The sequence below is a fragment of the Paenibacillus sp. 11B genome (assembly GCF_030487755.1).
GTDB classification, from domain to species: domain Bacteria; phylum Bacillota; class Bacilli; order Paenibacillales; family Paenibacillaceae; genus Paenibacillus; species Paenibacillus vandeheii.
The window spans coordinates 217,822-234,027 of the sequence record NZ_JAUKNS010000002.1 but is presented as its reverse complement, the minus strand read 5'-3'; the positions used below and the strand labels follow the sequence as shown (position 1 = coordinate 234,027).

The 16,206-nt window shown below is 46.5% G+C and carries 11 protein-coding genes; 10 read left to right on the top strand and 1 reads right to left on the bottom strand.

The features are described from left to right. The first annotated feature begins 29 nt into the window (after positions 1–29). From Q0V21_RS09565 to Q0V21_RS09520, 10 genes are all read left to right on the top strand, one after another. The gene (locus Q0V21_RS09565; protein WP_301878614.1) at positions 30–1,322 is read left to right on the top strand and encodes an ABC transporter substrate-binding protein; all 1,293 of its coding nucleotides are present in this window, start codon (positions 30–32) and stop codon (positions 1,320–1,322) included. A gap of 15 nt (positions 1,323–1,337) precedes the next feature. After that, positions 1,338–2,273: a carbohydrate ABC transporter permease gene (locus Q0V21_RS09560; protein ID WP_301878612.1), complete on the top strand. Its 936-nt coding sequence runs from the start codon at positions 1,338–1,340 to the stop codon at positions 2,271–2,273. 21 nt (positions 2,274–2,294) lie between these two features. Then, positions 2,295–3,119 (top strand): carbohydrate ABC transporter permease, encoded by an 825-nt coding sequence (locus Q0V21_RS09555; protein ID WP_079344538.1) that lies wholly within the window; start codon positions 2,295–2,297, stop codon positions 3,117–3,119. Positions 3,120–3,137: 18 nt separating this feature from the next. Next, a complete protein-coding gene (melA, locus tag Q0V21_RS09550) occupies positions 3,138–4,442 on the top strand; it encodes an alpha-galactosidase (protein WP_301878609.1) in 1,305 nt (434 codons plus the stop codon). Beyond that, positions 4,439–5,395 (top strand): carbohydrate kinase family protein, encoded by a 957-nt coding sequence (locus tag Q0V21_RS09545; RefSeq protein WP_301878608.1) that lies wholly within the window; start codon positions 4,439–4,441, stop codon positions 5,393–5,395. Before melA ends, Q0V21_RS09545 begins: the two co-directional genes overlap by 4 nt. Before the next feature lie 48 nt (positions 5,396–5,443). Next, positions 5,444–6,991, top strand: a complete 1,548-nt coding sequence (locus Q0V21_RS09540; RefSeq protein ID WP_301878607.1) for a right-handed parallel beta-helix repeat-containing protein — start codon at positions 5,444–5,446, stop codon at positions 6,989–6,991. Between the two features lie 254 nt (positions 6,992–7,245). After that, positions 7,246–8,907, top strand: a complete 1,662-nt coding sequence (locus Q0V21_RS09535) for an extracellular solute-binding protein (RefSeq protein ID WP_301878606.1) — start codon at positions 7,246–7,248, stop codon at positions 8,905–8,907. A 75-nt stretch (positions 8,908–8,982) separates the two neighbouring features. After that, positions 8,983–10,821: a sensor histidine kinase gene (locus Q0V21_RS09530; RefSeq protein WP_079344543.1), complete on the top strand. Its 1,839-nt coding sequence runs from the start codon at positions 8,983–8,985 to the stop codon at positions 10,819–10,821. A gap of 3 nt (positions 10,822–10,824) precedes the next feature. After that, positions 10,825–12,396, top strand: a complete 1,572-nt coding sequence (locus Q0V21_RS09525) for a response regulator (protein WP_079344544.1) — start codon at positions 10,825–10,827, stop codon at positions 12,394–12,396. Positions 12,397–12,596: 200 nt separating this feature from the next. Further along, a complete protein-coding gene (locus Q0V21_RS09520) occupies positions 12,597–14,648 on the top strand; it encodes a glycoside hydrolase family 16 protein (RefSeq protein ID WP_301878604.1) in 2,052 nt (683 codons plus the stop codon). 198 nt (positions 14,649–14,846) lie between these two features. Here Q0V21_RS09520 and Q0V21_RS09515 read toward each other — a convergent pair whose 3' ends face one another. Beyond that, positions 14,847–16,199, bottom strand: a complete 1,353-nt coding sequence (locus Q0V21_RS09515; protein WP_301878602.1) for a M56 family metallopeptidase — start codon at positions 16,197–16,199, stop codon at positions 14,847–14,849. Positions 16,200–16,206 lie beyond the last annotated feature (7 nt).

The window sequence follows — 16,206 nt, the reverse complement described above, 5'->3', positions numbered from 1 at the left end:
TAATTTGCAGAACAAGGGAGGATATGCAAATGCATTTTTCCAAGTTTATGCTGATCCTTGCGATGATTTGCGTTGTAATCGCTGAAGCGGGCTGTTCCAGTTCTTCCACTTCCGGCGGCGATCCATCTGCAGACTCGCAAGGCAAGGTGAATCTGGTTTTTTGGAGTCATCAGGAAGACGCCATAGTGGGCGCTTACAAGAAATTAATATCCAAATATCAGAGCTTACACCCCGATGTAACGATCGAGTATCAGACCTTTCCGTATGATGTGTACAGCCAGAAACTGAAAGCTTCATTCTCCGCGAAGAAACCACCCGACATTGCCGAATTCTTCGGCACCTGGGTACCCGAATATTCCAAGAACAACCTGCTTGTTGAAATTCCTGATAGTGAAAATGTAAAAAAAGCATATTATGATGCCCCCCTGGGGGGATATTTGCGAGACAACAAGTTATATGGGCTGCCGCTCGAATATAACATTGAGAACGGTGGCATGCTGATTCATCCACAAATGCTCAAAGAACAAGGCTTGGATCATCCACCTTCAAGCTGGACAGAACTTGTGGATTACGCCCAAAAACTAACCGTGCGTGAAAGCGCTATCATCAAAGTGAAAGGCTTCGATTTTGTATCGGCAGACAATATTACGTTTACTTTCCTATCGCTCATTTTGCAGCAGGGCGCAAGTTTTATGGGTGAAGACGGACATGTTAATTTTCACACGGCGGAGGCTCAGAAAGCGATGTCCACCTTGGTTTCGCTCGTGGCTGATGACAAAGTTGCGGATTTAACCACTTTCGGTGGTGAGCTGGATACCTCTGACTATTTTTTTCAGGGGAAATCAGCGATGACCTATCGCGGCCCTTGGACCATTGCTGCAGGGCAGAACAACTATAAGGTAGATGATTTTGAATATGTTTCCGTGCCTTCCTTTACGGAGAATCCTCCTGTTTTTGCTGCCGAATCCGGTTGGGGGCTTGCGGTATCAAAGCAAAGCAAACAGCAGGAGGCTGCACTTGATTTCATCCAATTCATCTCGGAGAAGGACAACCTTACGACATGGAATACGGACACCTTTACCGTTCCAGCCAAAAAGGAAATTGCTGAAAATCCGGAATTCCTGAAGAACAATCCCCATTTAAAGCCCTCGCTGGCTATATTGGCGTTAGGTCAATGGATTGGTCCTATAGCAGACCGGGATTTCTTCTTCAAGCAGATCAACGACAATTTTCAACTGATGGCTGGTGGACAGCAAAGTGTTGAAGACGGATTGACGAACATTGAACGGACGATCAACGATAATCAGGATCAACATAAGTGATAGGGGTGCTGGGGCATGAGTACTGCTATATCTACCAAAAAGGCCGAAAAGGGTAACCCAGCGGTAAAGTCGACAGCTTACAGGGCAAAACGAAGGTTCATCATCATTTCACTCGTACCGATCTTGCTTCTGTTCGGGGTGTTTGCTTTCCTTCCCATCGCATGGAGCCTTGGCTTGTCCGCATTCAAGTATGACCCGCTCAGCTCAAACGCGATATTCGTGGGGGCGGAGAACTATATCCGTATGTTCCAGGATTCCATATTTCTGAAGTCACTATGGGTAACCTTCAAATTTGTATTTATCGCTGTACTGATCAACATTGTCATTACACTTTTGATCGCTTCAGCGATTCAACGAATTAGCATCCCGTGGCTCAAAAATGGCTTTCGAACTATATTCTTTCTTCCCACAATCGCTCCGCTGGCGGGAACGGCCATCGTATGGAATACCATGTTCAATTACAATGACGGCTTGTTCAACATGATTCTTGCCAAGCTGAATATGGCTCCAATCCAGTGGCTCAGTGATCCACATTATGCGCTCTATTCCGTCATTATGATGACCTTGTGGGCTGATATTGGGTATAACATCGTTCTTTTGATTGCCGGATTGGATTCCATCCCGGATATGTACTATGAAGCAGCGACACTGGAGGGGGCGGGCCGATGGCATGTCTTTCTTCACATCACACTGCCTTTACTGCGCAGAACGACGCTATTTGTTTCTATCACGACAGTTGTTTCCTATTTTCAGGCCTTCCCGCAATTTCAGATTATGACCAAGGGCGGACCCTTCAACGAAACACGAGTGCTATCACTGCAAATTTATGAGCAGGCATTCTCCAGTTCCAACATGGGGTACGCTTCCGCTATGGCCACAGTGTTTCTAATGATCATCCTGCTTGTGACACTGCTGCAGCTGCGATGGGGACGCACACAATGGGAACATTGAGGAGAACAGGAGGAGAAGCCGATGCGACGTAAAGTAAGTCTATGGGAAGGCGTCACGATCGCAGTTCTTGCAGTCATAGCCTGTATTATGCTTTTGCCTTATGCCTGGATGGTATTGTCATCTCTGAAAAGCAACATGGACATCGTCTCGGGTTCTGGCGGGTTGTTTCCAAGCAAGCCGAGCCTCGACGGATACCGAACGGTTTTTAGCGAGGCGCCATTTGTTACGTGGCTGCTTAACAGCCTGATGACATCTGTCATCATAACGGTAGTCACCTTATTTACCAGTGCTCTAGCCGGATATGTATTTGCCAAACATCAGTTTAAAGGCAAGAAACTGCTGTTCATTCTGATCCTGGCAACGATGATGATTCCCTTTCAGGTTATTATGATTCCAACTTATCTGATTACCGCTGAGCTTGGACTGGTTAACCATTTGCTCGCGATCATTTTGCCCAATCTGGTCAGCTCCTATGGTGTATTTCTGGCTAAACAATTCATTGAAGAGATTCCACAAGAGCTGCTGGAAGCAGCAAGGATAGACGGTTCGGGCGAATTCAGGCTGATGCTTCGCATCGTTATGCCGCTTATTATGCCCATGCTATCAGCCTTGGGGATATTCACGTTCATGAACTCCTGGAATAACTATCTGTGGCCATTGATTGTATTAAATGATGAGAGCAAAATGACCGTTCCGCTGGCATTGGTCTATTTTAACGGAACGCATCAGGTCAACTACAACGTCGTCATGTCAGCTGCGGTGCTGATTACGATACCGGTTATTATAATATTTCTGATCTTCCAGAAGCAATTCATTAAAGGCCTGGCGATGACAGGCATGAAATAACGGGCGAGGAGAAAAGTGATGACTAAAATCTCAATTATCGGAGCAGGCAGTGCATTTACGCGCGAGATCGCTATGGATATTCTGCTGATTGAAGGCTTGGAGGGTGGTACCATTGCCCTGGTTGATATCGACGAACGTCGGCTTGAGTTGGCACGCAGGCTGGTACTCCAGATCGTTGAAATGACAGGAAAGACGTGGGAAGTGCTTGCCTCCACGGATCGCAGAGAGGTAATCGGAGGTTCACAGTTCGTAATTAACCAAATTGAAGTGGGCGGGCTGGAAACGGTTCGTTATGAATATGAAATTCCCTTGAAATACGGGGTAAAGCAATGTATTGGCGATACGTTGGGACCGGGAGGACTATTCAAGACACTTCGAACCCTTCCCAGCTGGATAGAGATCGTTCGGGACATTGAAGAGCTCTGTCCAGACTGTATCATTCTAAACTACACCAATCCGATGTCTGCGGTTACACTCCTGACTTCCCGCATTACGGACATTCCGGTAGTGGGATTATGTCACTCCATCCAGAACACATCGGCTCAACTGGCCGAATATGCCGGAGTTCCTTATGAAGAGATGTCATGGAAAGCCGGAGGTATTAACCACATGTCCTGGTTCGTGGAGCTGTCTCACAAGGGGAGAGATCTGTACCCTGTTCTTTTGGAGAAAATACAAACCACTCCTGAACTGCTGCGACAGGACCCGGTCCGCTTGGATGCCATGAAGTATTTAGGCGCTTTTGTCTCGGAATCCAGCGGCCATTTCTCGGAATATATCCCGTATTACCGAAAACGCCAATCGCTTATCGATCAACACTGCAGCTCAGGTTATAACGGAGCCACAGGGTTCTATGCGGACAACTGGCCGATCTGGCGGAGAGAAAATGATGAGCAGATCGTATCGCAGCTTGAAGGTACAGTACCGCTTGAGCTTCAATCGAGTAATGAATATGCAGCCATTATCATCGAAGCGGTATTGAAAAATGAGCCGAAGGTCATTTATGGTAACGTTCCAAATCGAGGGTTGATTGAAAATTTGCAGCCTGACGGTGTGGTGGAAGTGGCCTGCCTCGTAGACGGGAAAGGCGTTCAACCTTGCCGCTTCGGAAGACTGCCTGAACATTTGGCTGCCTTGTGCCGCTCGAATATGGCTTTTTTTGATCTGGCTGTGGAAGCTGTACGGAGAAATGACAAGGAAATGGCACGCCATGCACTGATGTTGGACCCGCTAACTGCTGCCGTGTGCTCCCTAGAGGAGATCGGAAGCATGTTCGATGAACTGTACGAGGCGGAACAGGGATTTGTTCCGGTGTTGAAATGATGAAGAGACAGGAAACAAGTCCCGTTGTTGTCATTGCTGGTGAGCTAAATGTAGACGTCATTGTTTCCGGAAGGGATGTGATGCCGGAATGGAATCGGGAGAAAATGGTCGACGGCTTCGAGGTGGTACTGGGCTCCTCATCGGCAATCACCGCATGTGCTCTGGCAAGCTTGGGAGCGGATGTGAGATTCGTCAGCGTCGTGGGGGATGACGATTTCGGAAAGTTCTGTATAGCTGAGTTACAACGTATGGGCGTAAATACAGAGCATGTAACCCGATTGTCTCGCATCAAAACAGGTGTAACCCTATCTCTCTCCACACCTGTGGACCGCGGACTGTTAACGTACGCTGGCAGCATCCCGTTGTTGACACCGGATTATATACCAGAGTCACTGTTGCAGCAGGCCATGCATCTTCATTTTGGTTCTTATTATTTACAGGATGGAATGAGACCCCATTGGGCTGGGCTTTTTGCAAAGCTGCGGGCCAATGGGATCAGCACATCTTTTGACACAGGCTGGGATGTATCCAATCAATGGGACCGCGAGGGCATAAGTGCACTACTGACGGAGACTGATTTGTTTATTCCCAGTGAGGATGAACTGCTTCACATTTTCCCTGCGGATGGGGTAGCCGATGTGCTTGATTCCATGCTTCCTGCCGTGGCGGGAATTGTAGCAGTCAAACAAGGGTCAAAAGGTGCTACACTGCGTGACCTGGACGAAAGTACAATATCTGCTGGATCTTACACTTTGTCTCCTATCGATACGACGGGAGCAGGCGACTGTTTCAATGCTGGGATCATATATGGATACTTACTGGGAATGCGAGGGGGCGAACTACTGCGCTTTGCCAATGCATGTGGTGCATTGTCCACGCTAGGCATCGGTGGCACAGGCAGCCTGCCGACGATGGAGGCTGTACTTCATTTGCAAGAAGGGCTTAAATCGTAAAGTCTGGCTTTATTCTGCGCGACCCATTAATCAAAGGGAGTTGAGGGTATGTTGAAATTCGGTAAAACATTGCTGGTAGGATTAAGTATGGCAGTAGGTATAGGAATGGTTTCAGGGATTGAATGGTCCTCATCCGCTGCCGCAGCAGGCACGGATTACTATGTGGCGACAAGTGGAAATGACTCCAATGCGGGCACGAGCAGCGCGCCGTGGAAGACACTTCAGCACGCAGCTGATGCTGTTCCTGCAGGCAGTACAGTGCATGTTCGTGGCGGTGTATACAACCAGAAGCTGAAGATCACCCGCTCTGGCTCTGCTTCACAGGGACCGATTGTATTCACTAACGACGGCACAGAGACTCCAATCATTGACGGCACCGGACTTTCCGTTAGCGGGATTGAAGGGTTGATTGACCTGACCGATGTAAATTACGTTACCATTCAGGGTTTTGAGATTCGCAATTATACCACGGCAACCAAGGACGTTATGCCCGTAGGCATCTATGTTCACGGATCAGGCAGCTTTATCAATTTGTCCGGCAACAAAGTTCATGATATCAAAAATACGGCTACACCAACCGGCAGTGACCTGCTGGGCCGGGATGCGCATGGAATTGCCGTATATGGCACAAAAGCGCCGGACTCCATTCACGATATTACGATTAACGGTAATGAACTGTACAATCTCGTGCTCGGCTCCAGCGAATCACTGGTTCTGAATGGTAACGTAGATACCTTTTCGGTGACCAATAATGTCATTCACGATAACGATAACATCGGTATTGATCTCATCGGTTATGAGGGTAAAGCGCCAAATACGGCTTACGATCAGGTGCGGAACGGACTCGTGAAGGGTAACCGGGTATATAATATTTCTTCCAATAATAATCCTTCGTACGGGAAGTCACTTCCGAATAACAGTAATGCGGCCGATGGTATCTATGTCGATGGCGGCAAGGACAGTATTATTGAGCAGAACTACAGCTATAACAACGATATCGGTATCGAGATCGCATCCGAGCATGCCGGTAAGTCCACCAGCAATATTACGGTGCGCAGCAATGCAGTCTACAACAACCGACTCACTGGCATTGCTATGGGTGGCTATGATACCAAACGTGGCTCCACAGTAAACTGCAAGATCGTCAACAATACGGTTTACAAAAATGACACGCTTGGCGATGGCAGCGGCCAGCTTTACGTTCAGTTTGATACACAAAATAATGTAATTAAGAACAACATTTTTGTAGCCAGTTCCACAGATGTGTTGATTTACAATGAATACACCAAAAATTCTGGAAACGTTGTGGATTACAATCTCTATTTTGCTCCTGCGGGCAGCACTGGGGCGAACTGGACTTGGAAAAATAAAGACTACACCGGTTTCTCCGCTTATAAAGCAGGAACAGGCAATGACGCACACTCCTTGTTCGTCGATCCCAAATTTGTGAATGCTGCAGCTTACGATTTCCACCTCCAAACTTCGTCTCCAGCGATCGATGCCGGGAACACGGACAATGCAATCATTGGAACACTGGACATTGAGGGAAAACCGAGAGTACAGGGAGCTGCTGTAAATATCGGCGCCTACGAGTGAGACGTATAATTTAACAAAATATTTTTACCTGAAGCCAATCCAACAAAGGCAGCTGATTACTCAGCTGTCTTTGTTCTATTTAAATATAAATAACCCTCTTTATATGGCTGTGCCTGTGTTAGACCCAACCTAAACCACAATATTTAGGTAAGGAGCTGCATTTCCATTTGGATCCAGGGATAGTAAAATCGGTTATAGCATAATTAAGGCTAAGGTTAATTCATAACTGTAACAAAGAAAGGAGGATATATGGAATGAAAACCAGTTTCATCAAGCACTGTATGCTCATCTATTGGAGCATAATCCTGATGCTAGTCTTGGCAGCGTGTTCCGGGTCAGAGCAAAGTGAAAATCTGTCACCCCCACAACCTGCTCACCCTATACAACAGCCAGGTGAACATAAGCCGAACCCCGATGAACCTGCATGGAAGCTTGATACCACGCCTGTGGATTTTACCTGGTTTGTTGGCGCGAACTGGTATGGTCACACCTGGGGTGAAAGTATGACCTCCAAGTATGTAACAGAAAAAACAGGCGTTCATATCAAATTTGAAGTGCCATCCGGGGAAGCGGGCGAACAAATTACGCTGATGATGACCTCCGGCAAAATGCCGGATTTGATGACAATAGGCTCGTGGGAAAGTGCGATTAATAAGTTGTTGGAGAGCGATCAGGTATATGCTTTAAATGAATTGGCGGAGCAGTATGATCCCTACTTTTTCAAGGTCGCAGGCGACGGTACATTGAAGTGGTATCGTCAGAAAAACGGAAATACATATGGCATTCCAAATGATTCATACAGTCCCAGCCAGATGCAAGTAACTGGTTTGACGGCTGCCAACCAAACCTTTTTGGTGCGAAAAGATCTGTATGAGGCTATGGGCAGACCGGATTTGAGCACTCCGGAAGGTTTTCTGAACGCATTGCAATTGTTAAAGGATCAGTATTCTGTGTATAAAGGTCAGCTCATCAGTCCCTTCTTTGCTCAGGGTACTGTCTCTTACGGGATGACCGAGTACTTGCAGAACCTGCTGGCTATTCCACATGAAAAGGACGGCAAATATAACGACCGAATGACCGACCCGGACTATATCACCTGGCTGAAAACCTTCCGCACAGCCTATGAGCGTGGCTTGATTAATGTAGATTTTCTGGTGGACTCGAATGCTCAGGTAGAGGAAAAAACCAGTAATGCCCGCTATTTTATGATGATTCGTGAGTGGAATGGCATGGCGGCGATCAATCCGATATTGGCCGCAGGTGCATATCCGAATTCGTACTACATCGCTGTGGATGGCCCACAAAACAAACATGGTGATTCCGCAACACTGTTCCCGGGCAATATGGACGGCTGGATGGTTACGATGATTAGCAAATCCACCAAAAACCCTGAACGAGCCATCCGCTTCTTGACCTATCTCGCTAGTGAAGAAGGCCAAAGGGATATATTCCTTGGCAAAGAAGGCGAAACATGGGTGATGAGGAATGGTAAGCCGCAGTTGAAAGCCGATATGGTCCAATTGCTTGATACGGACAGGGAGAGGCTGGAAAAGGAATACGGCATCATGGATACCTACTGGATGCTGCGAAACCCGGCCTTCGTTAACCCATGGAGACCAGAGAAGGCTCCATCCGTTAAGCAAATGGAGGAGTTCGCTAACAAACAGGCTGATATGGACAGCGGCATCTATAAGGGAATAGATCCGGTAGGAGATTCCGATATAGCGTTAGCCTGGTCCCGTATTTCACAGAATTGGGAGGAAGTACTGCCTGAATTGATAACCACCAAGGATGAAGCTGCTTTTGATAAGATATTCGAAAATTTCCTAGCCCGCCGTGTGAATTACGGATTTAATCAGGTAATGGAATACCGTCAAGCCGAGCTGGATGCGCGAAAAGCGAAGATGTCGGAATAACCATTCCCTATCAGCCTCGTTACCTATCAGACAACTTGTAATATATGGTATAACAAAGGTGGGGAGGGCATCAGTATGAAATATTTACGGACTAGACTGAGGAAGCTTTACCGCAATTCCCGTATTTCCCAAAAGCTGTTTCTTGCGTTTAGCCTGATGATTGCCATACCTGTTATTTTGGTATCCTTTTTATATATTCGCATGCAGGAAACCCAGCTATACAAGGACGCTATGGCGATGGGCAACAGCCATGTTTCATGGCTAAACGAACAATTACGCAGCAGAATGGACATCGTTGAGAACGCTTCCACAACTGCACTTACTCAAAAGGCATTTGTGGATTTTATTCATTCCAACATGATTGTGGATGGACTGCGACTGGTGAAATTCAAACAAAACCAATTTGAGCAGATGCAAAATATCATTCAAAGCAATGCGATGATCAGTGAGCTCAGCTTTTACGTGGATAATCCGAACTTGTATGAAATCTGGCCTGAAATCTATCATTACAAGAAATTTTGGCCGCAGGATTACTGGGCAAAGCTTCGGGATGAAGGCGGGGCCGCTTATCGTTTATTTTCCTTTAGGGATGGTGAACATACGTTATCCTATTACCGGCTGGTTCGCCTTCAGGGACAGGAGCAGAAGCGTCCCAGTATTATGGAAATTCGTGTTCAGCACAGTATGTTTTTCAACGACCTGCTCCAGGAGAGCAAGGGAGACTTCTTCTCTGTTTTGATGAATGAAAGCGACCCTCCGCAATATGTATACAATTCCCAGCATGACTTTTCTCGAAAGGCCGGGGATGGTCTGGACGAAATCCTTGGCAGTATTCATCGTCAACTGGATGTACTTCCGCAGGAAAGTCCCGTTAAGATTAAGGTAGGTGATCAGAGCTACTATGCACTATACCGCTACATCGCTCCGCTGAATACTTATGTGGTTGATATTGTCTCCCATCAGGCGTTGATGAAGGGGCCGCGCAGCTGGTATGCATTTGTGGTAACGATTACATTGTGTGTACTGCTGCTGCTGATGTTACTTGTATCACATACAACTCGGCGCATTTTCCGACGATTGGACAGCGTACTGGCTTCAATGCGCCAGGTACGGAAAGGTGAGCTGGATGCAATGATTGATACAGGCCTTGATGAGAACGAAAGAGGGGATGAAATCGACGAGGTGGCTGTGAGCTACAACAAAATGTTATATGAGGTCAAACGTCTGATGACACAGGTTGTGGATAAACAGTTAATCGCCAAAAACGCGCAGCTGCACTCCCTTCATTCCCAGATCAACTCTCATTTTTTGTATAACGCACTGGAATCTATTCGTATGCTCGCTGAGGTTCAACGGCAACCTGCTATTGCCAACTCTTTGGTATCGTTAGGTTCGCAACTTCGGTACAGTATGCAATGGCGCAGCGATACGGTTGCCCTTCATGAGGAGCTTGCTAATATCCAAAGCTACATTCAATTCATCAATCTAATGGAGGGCGGCAGCATCCTATTGACGGCAGATCTCCCACAGGAAGTGCTCCGCTATGCGATTCCGAAGATGTGCATGCAGCCCATCGTTGAAAATGCAGTTCATCACGCAGCGCCTTCGGGCGGTAAGGTGTGTATTCAGATTACGGTTTCAGTGGAGAATGACCACGTACTCCTTATTAAGATACAAGATGATGGAGTGGGGCTAGACCCTGAGATGTTAGTCCGACTGCAAGCGGCACTCCGGGGAGATTTGGATACGCCTATTGTTACCAGTAAGAACGGACTAGGTCTGGAGAACGTGAATAAGCGGTTGCAGCTTCATTACGGCCAGGATTGCGGGCTTTGGATTGATAGCACGCAGGGCAATGATACGTGTGTCACAATACGGCTGCCTTGGGAAAATGTAAATCTTGGAGGGTGGTAGGAAATGATGAATATTCTGATTGTGGATGATCAAAAGCATATACGTGATGGTCTGCAGGCGATGCTGCTTCAATTTCCTCTGGAACTGAACAACATTTACTGTGCCGCGAGCGGGATTGAGGCGCTAAACCTTTTGCGCCAGCACAGCATCCACATCGTTATTACCGATATTAGGATGCCGGATATGGATGGACTTGCCCTTATGGCACAAACCAAAGAGGAGCGCATTGAGGTGGAATACCTCATTATTAGCGGTTATAGTGATTTTACATATGCCCAAAAAGCTATTGAACTGGGGGCAAAGGGTTACTTGCTAAAACCCTTGAAACGGGAGGATCTGCAAACTTCGTTAGAGCATATATGGCAAGAACTCCAAACACGGCTGGTACTTAGGCATAACATGCAGCATGTATCCCGTCTCGCCCGAGAGACAGATCGTAAAGAGTTACGAATGTTTATGCAGGGAGCATTAAACGAGGAGACTTGGATTCTGCAAATCCAGGAACAATATCCTTCCTTATGGTCCCATTATCGTCTATGCCTGCTGCGGGAGAAATGTTGGATTAATCAGCCCGGAGCGAGCAACGTCCATAGCATGGAAGCTATTGCCTATGGTGTGTTCGGTAGACAAGGTTGTATTTGTCTGCAACACAGCCCTTATCTGATCCTCGCAGTGGATGCAGCCATAGACCCGGATGCTTTGTCAGCGGCGCTTAAGGAAGGAATGATCAATGCCGTAACCGTTATGACTGACCCTCAGCAGGGATTAAAGGTGCTGCCTGGCAGCTATACACAAGTGCTTGAGCTATACCGCCATAGTTACCTGTTTCCAGATCAGTACAGCATCCTGCCAGCACATATTGAGCATATGGAGCAGCAGTGGCAACTTCCCTATGAGGAGCTCTACGATCTGTTCCAATCCGTTGGGACCGACAACAGTGGTAAAATCGCTCAGGGCATTTCCATAATATTTCACAAAAATGTGCTGCAGCGCTATCATATTCGCTATACGCAGCAGCTCTGTGGCGCTACCGTGCAGATGATGGAAGAATATGAGCGTGTTATTCGCCCCTATATGGGGGAGGAGGCGCTGGATCTTGAGTCTTTGCGTAATCTCTTTGATTATCCGGGGATGCGCGATTATATTCAAGCACTGCAGCAGCAGCTGCTTCGGTTAAATCAGTTTTATTTTGAATATAAATGCAGCTATCGCAATTCGCAGGACTTAAATGAAGCCATACGTTTTATACATGAGAGCTACCATAAGCCGCTGGACCTCGCAATGGTATCCAATCATGTTTCACTTAATTATGCCTATTTCTCAAATCTGTTCAAGAAGAATGTTGGCAAAGGCTTTGCCGAATACTTGCGAGATGTGCGTCTGGATAAAGCGCGGCGGCTCCTAGCCGAAACCGATTATAAAATTGTTGAGGTAGCTTCTATGGTAGGCTACGAAAGCTACAAAAGCTTTACACGGGCTTTTCGCCTCGTGATGCAGATCCAACCCTCAGAGTACCGACAAATGATGAGGCAAAAGGCAGAACGTGAAGTGCAGTACCACAGCTCAACACCCTGAGGTAGCATGCTTACTTGGGAAATACCATGGGGTGAGTATGCATATGCATCAAAACCCAAAAAAATGGGATACAACAAAAATAAATGTACCTTTTCAGCAGATTATCCTATTCGATAGAATAAAGATATTCCCCCATGTAAGCGATTTCCTTTATACGCATAGATTGGGAGAAACTATGATTCTATCAAAGGAGGGCAATTATGAAACCATCTCACTTTGCGGAGAAACGGTTGATGAAGAAGGTTTTTGGTTTGTTCTTAGTGGTTGTGATGCTGGCTAGTGTTGGCATTTTGCCAACTTCGAAAGTTCAAGCAGCTGGAACCACAGTTACTTCAATGGAGTACTTCTCACCAGCAGATGGACCTGTTATTTCAAAATCTGGGGTTGGCAAAGCCAGCTACGGATTTGTTATGCCTAAGTTCAATGGAGGCTCCGCTACGTGGAACGATGTATACAGTGACGTGGGTGTCAATGTGAAAGTGGGTAACAACTGGGTTGATATTGACCAGGCAGGCGGTTATATCTATAACCAAAACTGGGGGCACTGGAGCGATGGCGGCTTCAATGGTTATTGGTTCACGCTTTCCGCAACAACCGAAATTCAACTGTACTCCAAAGCCAACAATGGTGTTAAGCTAGAATATCAGCTTGTATTCCAAAACATTAACAAAACAACGATTACGGCTATGAGCCCAACACAAGGGCCGCAGATTACAGCAAGTTTCACAGGCGGTGCAGGCTTTACATATCCAACGTTCAATAATGATTCTGCGGTAACCTATGAAGCCGTAGCTGATGACCTGAAGGTGTATGTAAAACCTGTAAACAGCAGCACATGGATTGATATTGACAATAACGCAGCCAGTGGCTGGATCTATGATCACAACTTCGGCCAATTCACCGATGGTGGGGGCGGATACTGGTTTACCGTAACGGAGTCGATCAATGTCAAATTGGAATCAAAGACTTCTTCCGCTAACCTCATTTATACAATTACCTTTAATGAACCGACAAGAAATTCATATGTCATTACGCCATACGAAGGAACAACTTTTACAGCAGATGCAAATGGTTCCATTGGGTTACCGCTTCCTAAAATTGACGGGGGTGCGGCAATCGCCAAGGAACTGGGCAATTTCGTATACCAGATTAACATTAATGGTCAATGGGTGGATTTGAGTAACTCCAGTCAGAGCAAATTTGCATACTCCGGTAATGGCTACAACAATATGTCTGATGCCAATCAGTGGGGATACTGGGCTGATTATATCTATGGCCTTTGGTTCCAGCCAATCCAGGAAAATATGCAAATCCGTATCGGCTATCCGTTGAACGGACAGGCGGGTGGAAATATCGGCAACAACTTCGTAAACTATACCTTCATCGGTAATCCAAATGCTCCTCGCCCGGATGTATCGGATCAAGAGGATATCTCCATCGGGACTCCAACCGACCCGGCTATCTCGGGTATGAATCTCATCTGGCAGGATGAATTCACCGGAACTACGCTTGATACAAGTAAATGGAACTATGAAACAGGCTATTATCTCAATAACGATCCTGCTACCTGGGGTTGGGGCAACGCAGAACTGCAGCATTACACGAACAGCACCCAAAATGTATTTGTACAGGACGGAAAGCTGAATATCAAAGCCATGAACGACAGCAAATCTTTCCCGCAGGATCCGAATCGGTATGCACAGTACTCCTCTGGTAAGATTAACACCAAGGATAAACTCTCCTTGAAGTACGGCAGAGTAGATTTTCGTGCCAAGCTGCCTACGGGCGATGGAGTTTGGCCGGCACTATGGATGCTTCCTAAAGATTCTGTATATGGCACATGGGCAGCATCGGGTGAAATCGATGTCATGGAAGCGAGAGGACGTTTGCCAGGATCTGTAAGCGGCACCATACACTTTGGCGGACAATGGCCTGTGAACCAGTCTTCGGGTGGTGATTACCACTTCCCAGATGGGCAAACTTTTGCCAATGATTATCATGTATACTCGGTGGTCTGGGAAGAGGACAGCATTAAATGGTATGTCGACGGCAAGTTTTTCTATAAAGTCACCAACCAGCAGTGGTATTCCGCAGCTGCACCGAATAATCCGAACGCACCTTTCGATGAGCCGTTCTACCTTATTATGAACTTGGCAATCGGCGGGAACTTCGACGGTGGGCGTACGCCAAACGCGTCCGATATCCCAGCAACGATGCAAGTGGATTATGTACGTGTGTATAAAGCACAGTAATAAGACAGACGTCTCCACGATGCGGTCGTGTTAAGGCTATCCACCATAACGGTTACTGTTTGAGAAGGGAATTTATTCGTTTCAATCACTATTTCTCTTTTTAAAATAATGAAGCAGCCTTCGTTCAATTGTTGAACGAAGGCTGCTTCAATTTTGTATATAATGCTTAGTTATTTTGCAATTCGGTGAAAAATGATTTTAATGACTATTAGAAGCTTCTGTCGCTGGACTACGAACTACAGAAGGTTCCTCACGGACCACTGTTCGCTCCGATGGACGTGCTACAACAGAAGCTTCTTCGCGGACAACCGCCTGTTCCGATGGACGTACTACCACAGGAGTTTCTTCGCGGACAACCGCCCGTTCCGATGGACGTGTTACCACAGGAGTTTCTTCGCGGACAAACGCCCGTTCCGATGGACGTGCTACCACAGGAGTTTCTTCGCGGACAACCGCCCGCTCCGATGAACGTGTTACTACAGGAGTTTCTTCGCGGACAACCGCCTGTTCCGTTGAACGTGTTACCTGGGAAGCTTCCTCACTCGCAACCACCCTGGGAGTGTTGCTGGAAGCCCAAGCCGTTGACACCGTAGTAATTGCAGTTACTAGAAATAGTGTTGATATTGCTATAACAAAGGTTTTCTTATTCACATTCTTTACGTTAAGCATCATAGTTAATCTCCTTTTTAGTTGTTTCCCATCCCCGGATAAAGAGGAGCAGAATTGTAAAGGTAAACTCCTTGATCCGGCCACTACGTTAAGAATCGTTTCACCATAGCGTTTACGATCCGCATAGGACATTCCCTTCACAACTTCTTCGTCGCAGGACAGTTCACTCCATGTGTGAATATCTTTGGAAAGCATGTGAACCAATGGATTGAACCAATGCAATGCACGAGCTATTAATATGAGTGCCTTGACCCATATGTCTTTCCTTTTCAGGTGGATCAGTTCATGATGGAACACCATACCGATATCCACATTTGCAGAATTCTTCAATGGCAGATAAATAGTAGGTTTTCTCAACCCAATCAGAAAAGGAGTACGAATCAAGGAGCTGTAAGCAAGCCGAACCTCGCTCTTGAGACCCAGATTTCCCTTGATTACCGGGAGCAGCATAGCCACTTCACTGTTTTTCGGAACAGTGGTTCGCGTAATTTTTAATTTCTTGAGAAACCTGCGATAACAATAGATTTGCCATGCTATAAAAGCTATGGCTCCGATTACCCATAAGCATATAAAAGCGAGAGCAACGTTTACCGAAATGGTCTGTACCTGAATGTCAGGAGCCGGATTCAATGCTCCAGGCAATACATGATCAACATTTAAGGGTAACTCGTTTACTGTAGTACTAGAAGTGAATAATGAAAAAATCCAGTTAAATACAAGAAAGACGGGCAATAGATATAGACCTAAAGCCATTTTCCCAATTCCAAAACGCCATTTTGCAGGGAAGACTTGAAAGGGAACAAGGCGTAATGACAAAATGAAAGCAACGATGACACTTCCGGCAACAGTTAGAGTAGACAGTAATATAAGAAGGGTATTCATAGACTAC

Excerpts from the sequence above, each read along its gene's own strand:
- Q0V21_RS09540 (WP_301878607.1), top strand. The coding sequence starts at position 5,444 with ATGTTGAAATTCGGTAAAACATTGCTGGTAGGATTAAGTATGGCAGTA.
- Q0V21_RS09545 (WP_301878608.1), top strand. The coding sequence starts at position 4,439 with ATGATGAAGAGACAGGAAACAAGTCCCGTTGTTGTCATTGCTGGTGAG.
- Q0V21_RS09530 (WP_079344543.1), top strand. The coding sequence starts at position 8,983 with ATGAAATATTTACGGACTAGACTGAGGAAGCTTTACCGCAATTCCCGT.
- Q0V21_RS09520 (WP_301878604.1), top strand. The coding sequence starts at position 12,597 with ATGAAACCATCTCACTTTGCGGAGAAACGGTTGATGAAGAAGGTTTTT.
- Q0V21_RS09515 (WP_301878602.1), bottom strand. The coding sequence starts at position 16,199 with ATGAATACCCTTCTTATATTACTGTCTACTCTAACTGTTGCCGGAAGT.
- Q0V21_RS09535 (WP_301878606.1), top strand. The coding sequence starts at position 7,246 with ATGAAAACCAGTTTCATCAAGCACTGTATGCTCATCTATTGGAGCATA.
- melA (WP_301878609.1), top strand. The coding sequence starts at position 3,138 with ATGACTAAAATCTCAATTATCGGAGCAGGCAGTGCATTTACGCGCGAG.
- Q0V21_RS09560 (WP_301878612.1), top strand. The coding sequence starts at position 1,338 with ATGAGTACTGCTATATCTACCAAAAAGGCCGAAAAGGGTAACCCAGCG.
- Q0V21_RS09555 (WP_079344538.1), top strand. The coding sequence starts at position 2,295 with ATGCGACGTAAAGTAAGTCTATGGGAAGGCGTCACGATCGCAGTTCTT.
- Q0V21_RS09565 (WP_301878614.1), top strand. The coding sequence starts at position 30 with ATGCATTTTTCCAAGTTTATGCTGATCCTTGCGATGATTTGCGTTGTA.
- Q0V21_RS09525 (WP_079344544.1), top strand. The coding sequence starts at position 10,825 with ATGATGAATATTCTGATTGTGGATGATCAAAAGCATATACGTGATGGT.